This is a genomic window from Methylocaldum sp., from assembly GCF_039794385.1.
Classification (GTDB): domain Bacteria; phylum Pseudomonadota; class Gammaproteobacteria; order Methylococcales; family Methylococcaceae; genus Methylocaldum.
On sequence record NZ_JBDIVO010000268.1, the window covers coordinates 1 to 6,328 of the forward strand.

Sequence of the window (6,328 nt, forward strand, 5' to 3'; positions counted from 1 at the left end):
GGCTCAACCGATTCCGCCGGATTTTGATCCGCTGGGAAAAACGAACCGACACCTATCTTGCCATGCTGCACTTGGCCTGCGGCATCATTACTTGGCGGGCAACGGGTCTACTGGGATAGGCTCTTAGAGCGTTTTCCATCCCGGTGTACGGATTCGTTCCAGGAGGGGAGAGCGTAGGTCGGCAATCCCTTCCCAATCGCAAACGGTCGCGACTAAAGCGACCGTTTGCGATTGGGAAGGGATTCCAGCCTGACCGGGCAGCTGTGCTCTCCCCAGTGGCGGGGGCGCTTTCGCGACGCCATCCAGAGGGGAGAGGGCTTTCTCAGGAAATTCCTAAAGGGTTAGGCGAGCCGGATGCATTCAGCGATGACCCCGCGCGCGTTCCCAAGCATAGTGGATCGCGTTTTTCATCTGGTCCCATTTGCTGCTCGGCTGTTTTTTCTCCCACACACGCCGGACATCCGGCTCCAGCGCTGCCCAGTCCTTGCCGGAGTAGGCGGGATCGCTACCCAGCGCGTGGCCGAAGCGGTAGGCGGGCAGGTACCGATCATAAGGCTGTCCCTGATTGCCGAAATGGGTCGAATAGTGCTGGCGAAAATCGGCATCGAAACGCTCGAAGCCGGACGGTGTTTCGGCTGCGCCTCTGCCGAATTCTTCCACGTCGACTTCGGTCCGGCGCAGCGTATCGTGGATGGTCTCGATATGTTCCGTCACGCCTTTGCTGACGGTGACTTCTTCAACCACCCGTGCTTCCTTGGAGGCTACAGCTTCTTCCCCCGTTTCGGTGAGCTCGATGGTGCCTTCCTTGAAGGCTGCCATGTCTGCGTCCGACACGGGACGGTCGACCCGGTGGCGTTCGACGTTGACGTGCTCTTCGCGCAGAGTGATGTCTTCGTCAACCGGCCGCTCCTTGACATGGGTATAGACGCGGACTCCGCCACGCTTGACGGCGCGCTTGCCCACTTTCAGCTCTTCCTCGACGACCGGGATTTTCGCTTCCTCGGCGGTACGCATAGGTTCTGTAGTAGTGCCCGCTTTGCCCATGGTCGGCTGTTGTGTCATGTCGGTCTGCTGCCATTGACCCGCGCGCTCCTCGATATTCACCGCGCCGTGTTCCTCCAGAATCTCTGCAGCACGGTCGGCGTGGCTTTCGTCGGTTTCGACGGTGACCAGGAGGCCGCCGCGGCGTACGCCTTCAGAGTAATAACGGATGTCCTCCGCAGGAAGCCCGATTTCATGCCGGCGCTCTTCCAGCAGCCCGAGCTTGGAAAGGACGAAGCGGAGGCCGGATTCCTTCTGGGCTCCACCGGCTGCGCCTAGCTCGCGCTCGTATTCGACATCGCTGGTCATGACATGAATGTGATCTCGGCCGAAGCCTTCACGCTCGAGGTCGTGCACGACTTTTTCGGCTTCCGATCGGTTATCCAGTAATCCAACCACTGTGTTAATCATGGCTTTCTCCTCGTCCGAACGTTAAAAAATACGATTAAAAACATCGAGGCATCTCAGTTTGAGACTCCAGGCTGTTCAAGGTCCGTCGTCTGTCTCTCCGGAGGAACCCGCTCGACCGACACTTCCTCGCGCCGCAGGGTCACTTGTTGCGGCCGGTGCGATTCCGTTTTGCGTCGGGTCACGTGCAGCTCTTCCTTCAGAATCAGCTGCTTCCGCACTACCAGGGTTTCTTCGAATACGGGAATGATCAGCGTGTCGCCTTCATGCCGGGCGGGCACCGGCTCATCGATAGGACGGTTTACGGCGACCCGCTCGACATGAAGCGTTTCCTGGATTAGTGGATCATCGACCTCTTCGACCCGGGTAGAAATGCGTTTGGTGATGCGCACCCGCCCGGTTTCGATTTTGCGGATTTGCCGTACCAGTCGTTCCTCCGCTACGGGAATGGTCAGCGTTTCGCCGTTTTCCGACGGGTCCCGCCAAGTGGTCATGGCTTCGGCCAAGGTCATGGGCAGAACATAGGTTCCGTCTTCCTGCCGATCGAGGACGTTCACGGGGATCACCAGCCGTTCGCCGCGCTCGAATTGCACTTGCACTACGGCCTGTTCGTTGATGGGAAGGAATGCGGGATCGACAAAACCCAGTAAACCGTCTCTGCTGACGACTACCGCACCGGGTTGGAATGAGCTTTCCATGGCGTACGGCTTAGCTTGAGGTCTCCGATTCGGACTGGTAGGGCGGTGGATTCTGTACACCCGCGAATGCGGATTCGCGCGGCGAGACTAAAGTGATTCCTCTTTGCATCCTGATGTCTCGATTCCTTATCAAGTAACGCCGATGTTTCTATTTGGAAACGGACAGCATCGCGGAGTTCCCCGCGAACCGCCAAGTTCCGAAGCTATTTGCACGCGGAGAACCATCCAGGTCTTGTGTCGCGACGGCAACGGTGACATTCGGCGGCATCGACGCCGATAATACGGGGCCAACTACCTAGAATGCCCGGTTCGGCCGGCCGCTTCCTTCCAAAGAGACCGTCACCGCCATGCGTCGCGATATTCCCGCTGTACGAATGAAGGATCTTCCGCATGACCCACGCGGACTGTCCTCTATCGATATCGCCGAACGCAGAAAACGATATGGCCGGAACGACATTCTCGAAATCGCCGGCAGTCCGTGGCTGGAACTGGCGCGCGATACGCTCAAGGACCCCATGATCTGGTTCCTGGTCGGAACCGGTCTCATTTATGCCGTGCTCGGCAGTTATGCCGAGGCGATGACGCTAATGGCGGCCATTCTGCCGTTGCTGGGCATGGATGCCTTTCTGCATCGCCGGACACAGGTATCGACTGAAGGACTCGGCCGGCAGCTTGCTCAGACCGCCCGTGTCGTCCGTGACGGTGCGCTATTGGAAATCTCCGCTTCCGAGCTGGTTCCCGGCGACCGGGTGCGGATCGAGACCGGCGAGGCTTTTCCGGCCGACGGGTTGATCTCCGCCGGGGAGCAATTGCAGGCGGATGAATCGTCTCTGACCGGAGAAGCGTATCCGGTGCCGAAGCACGCTCTCAGAGCAATGCCGCTGCGATTCGACGAATCAGCCTGGATCGACGATGTGCATTGGGGATTCGCCGGTACCCGCCTGTTGACCGGCCAGGCGGAAATGACTGTAGTGTATACGGGCGGGCAAACGCTTTACGGCGAGATCGTCCGTGCCGCGGCCGCCGGCGAACGGGAGCGCACGCCGTTGCAGACCGCCATTTCCAACCTGGTGACGCTCTTGATCGCGGCTGCCGGAGTGCTTTGCCTGATTCTGGCCGGCGTGCGGCTGCATCAAGGCCACGGCTGGGTGGACGCCCTGGTCAGCGCGGCGACCCTCGCGGTGGCGGCTCTTCCCGAAGAGTTTCCGGTGGTATTCACCCTGTTTCTGGGCGTCGGCGTGTATCGGCTGGCGCGGCGGAAGGCGCTGGTCCGGCGCGGCGTATCGGTGGAGAACATCGGTCGCATCACCTGCATCTGTTCCGACAAGACCGGCACGATTACCGAGGGCCGTCTTCGGCTCGAACATCTGGCCCCCGGCGCGGACGTTTCCGAAGATGAACTGCTCCGATGGGCGGCGTTTGCGTCCCGTGCGGAATCCGGCGATCCCATGGATACGGCGATCCTCGAACGCGTTCAGAAACGTGCGATTTCGGCCGCTGCCGATGTCGTGCTCGAGACCTATCCCTACACCGAGCAGCGCCGCCGCGAAACCGTGGTGGTGCGGATCGGCGACAGGATACACGTGGCCAGCAAGGGGGCTCCTGAAGTCTTGCTGGCGCTGGTAAACCTTAGCGAGGTGGAACGGACCGATTGGGCGTCGCGGGTCGACCGCCTGGCCGCCGAAGGCCACAAGGTGCTCGCTTGCGCATGCTGGCATCTGGATGGCGCCTGGAGCGGCGGCGAACCGGACCGCGGCGGCCGGTTCCTGGGATTGCTGGCTTTCGAGGACCCGATCCGGGACGGCGTGATCGAATCGGTGCGGGAATGCCGCGCCGCCGGCATCCGCGTGGTGATGGTCACCGGCGATCACCCGGCGACCGCGGGCGGCGTGGCGCGGCAGATCGGGATGAAGGGCGGCATCGTTCTGGGCGACGAACTGGTCCGCCGTCTCGATGATGGTGCCTCTCTTCGTCCGGATGTCGACGTGGTGGCGCGCGCCCTGCCTACCCAGAAGCTGGCCCTGGTGCGGGCATTGAAGGCGGAAGGCGAGATCGTGGCCGTCACCGGCGACGGCGTGAACGACGTTCCGGCGCTTCAGGCTGCCGATATCGGCATCGCCATGGGTGAGCGCGGTACCCGTAGCGCACGGGAAATCGCTTCCATCGTCCTGCTCAACGACAATTTCGGCACCATCGTGCGGGCCATCGCCGAGGGGCGGCAGCTATTCCGCAATCTCCAGCTCAGCTTCCAATATCTGCTGCTGATCCACATCCCCTTGGTCATTACGGCCACCTTCATTCCGCTGATCGGGCATCCCATCCTGTACTTGCCCGTACATATCGTCTGGCTGGAGACGCTCATCCACCCGACGGCGCTTTTGGTGTTTCAGGAACTGCCGGCGCGCGGGCCGCTACGGCTGGTGCCGAAGCGCCGGGAGGCGCGATTTTTCTCGGGTGGGGAGTGGTTCCTGATCGCCACGATCGGAGCTCTGATCACTGCGCTGATCTTGTGGACCTACGACCGCAGCCTTCTGCCGGGCGGCAGTGTCGAACATGCGCGCGCCATGGCGATGGTGGCGCTGACCTGCGCCAGTGCGGCGGCCACTGCCGTTCTGAGCCGTTTGCGGACGAAGACCGCCTGGCTGATGGTCGTTGCGACCGTCGGATCGTCGCTGGTTCTGGTGCAGACGCCTTGGCTGGCCGCGCGTTTGAGTCTGCAACCCTTACACCGGGACGACTGGCTGATCGCCATGTTCGGCGGGCTGTTATCCGTCGCCGGCCCCATGGTTCTGTACTATGCGGCGAGGCGTCTCGTCCGGGCGGCGGGTAATTTTCTCGCCGGCTATTTTCGTCGCGCCGCTGAGGATGGTCGGAATGAAGTAACCGCTTCGCGATCGCCGGAGGCCCCGCTCACCCGCTATGCCTGGCTATCGATCTTCGCGGCCCTCGTGACGATCGCCTTGAAGACGGTCGCCTATCTCGTGACCGGTTCCGTGGCGCTTCTGTCCGATGCGGCCGAATCCCTGGTGAACCTGTTCGGAGCCGCGGCGGCCTTGGTCGTCCTCACGCTGGCCGCGCGACCGGCCGACGAGAACCATCCGTTCGGGCACGGTAAAGCCGAATATTTCTCCAGCGGTTTCGAGGGCGCGCTGATTGTCGTGGCGGCCGCCGGCATTGCCTGGGCGGCCTGGGATCGCCTGATGCATCCTCAGGCGCTGGCGGCGATCAATCTGGGCATGCTGGTTTCGGTGGCGGCAGCGCTGGTCAATCTGGCGGTGGCCAGGGTGCTGCTGCGAGCGGGACGCCGGTCCGGATCGATCACGCTCGAGGCCGACGGCAAGCATTTGATGACCGACGTCTGGACCACCGGCGCCGTACTGGCAGGGCTGGGCGGAATCGCATTGACCGGGTGGCAATGGCTGGACCCGGCCATCGCGCTTCTGGCGGCCCTCAATATCGTGGTCTCGGGCACCCAGCTCATACTGCGCTCGCTTTCCGGGCTGCTCGGCGCCGCCATACCTCCCGAGGAACGCCATCGCATCGAACGCATTCTCGACAACTACCGGCGGCAAGGCATCCAGTTCCACGACCTCCGCGCCCGCGTCGCCGGCACCCAGCGGCTGATCACCCTGCATGTGCTTGTACCCGGCGCGATGACGGTCCAGGAGGGACACGAACTCCTGGAGCGCATCGAGTCCGATATCCGCGAGGTCATTCCGAATCTCCTCATCGTGACCCATATCGAACCTTTGGAAGACGCGTCTTCCTTTCGCCATGAAATCATCCAATAAGCCGATAGGGAGGCCATGTGCCAACTGCCATGCCGTTTCTGCCGGATTATAGGGTGGTTGTCGGATTGGTTTACGGCCTGTGGGAGCAGGCTTTAGCCCGCGATTGAGCGACGAACGGAAACTGCTCTAGGATGGTAGGTCGGCAATCCTTTGCCGACCGTGTGTCGGAAAGGGATTTCCGACCTACTATGGTGGGTTACGGCGCACGTGAAGCGCAGTGTTCGGCATCGATCGGCGGTATAGTGCGCCTAACCCACCCTACAACCTCCGCGCCATAGGGGCGTAGGTCGGCAATCCTTTGCCGACAGTGTGTCTTACCGTCATCGATCGTTTACATTCAGCCCCAAGCCACCCTGCCGGAACGCTGTTTGACTCGGTACATTTCCATAT

General features: G+C 61.7%; 3 protein-coding genes and 1 pseudogene. 2 read left to right on the forward strand and 2 right to left on the reverse strand.

The genetic code is table 11. From position 1 onward, the window contains the following. A pseudogene (locus ABJK70_RS18270) lies at positions 1 to 119 on the forward strand (IS5/IS1182 family transposase); the annotation flags it as partial. Between the two features lie 241 nt (positions 120 to 360). On the opposite strand, the gene ABJK70_RS18275 reads toward ABJK70_RS18270, so the two are convergent. Both ABJK70_RS18275 and ABJK70_RS18280 read right to left on the reverse strand, forming a co-directional pair. Continuing rightward, the gene (locus ABJK70_RS18275) at positions 361 to 1,452 is read right to left on the reverse strand and encodes a DUF2382 domain-containing protein (protein ID WP_086134043.1); all 1,092 of its coding nucleotides are present in this window, start codon (positions 1,450 to 1,452) and stop codon (positions 361 to 363) included. Positions 1,453 to 1,505: 53 nt separating this feature from the next. Then, positions 1,506 to 2,147: a YsnF/AvaK domain-containing protein gene (locus ABJK70_RS18280; protein WP_205780740.1), complete on the reverse strand. Its 642-nt coding sequence runs from the start codon at positions 2,145 to 2,147 to the stop codon at positions 1,506 to 1,508. Between the two features lie 374 nt (positions 2,148 to 2,521). Here ABJK70_RS18280 and ABJK70_RS18285 point away from each other — a divergent pair, with 374 nt between their 5' ends. After that, positions 2,522 to 5,938 carry an HAD-IC family P-type ATPase gene (locus tag ABJK70_RS18285; RefSeq protein ID WP_347258700.1) on the forward strand — a complete coding sequence of 1,139 codons (3,417 nt, stop codon included), beginning with the start codon at positions 2,522 to 2,524 and terminating at the stop codon, positions 5,936 to 5,938. The last annotated feature ends 390 nt before the right edge of the window (positions 5,939 to 6,328 follow it).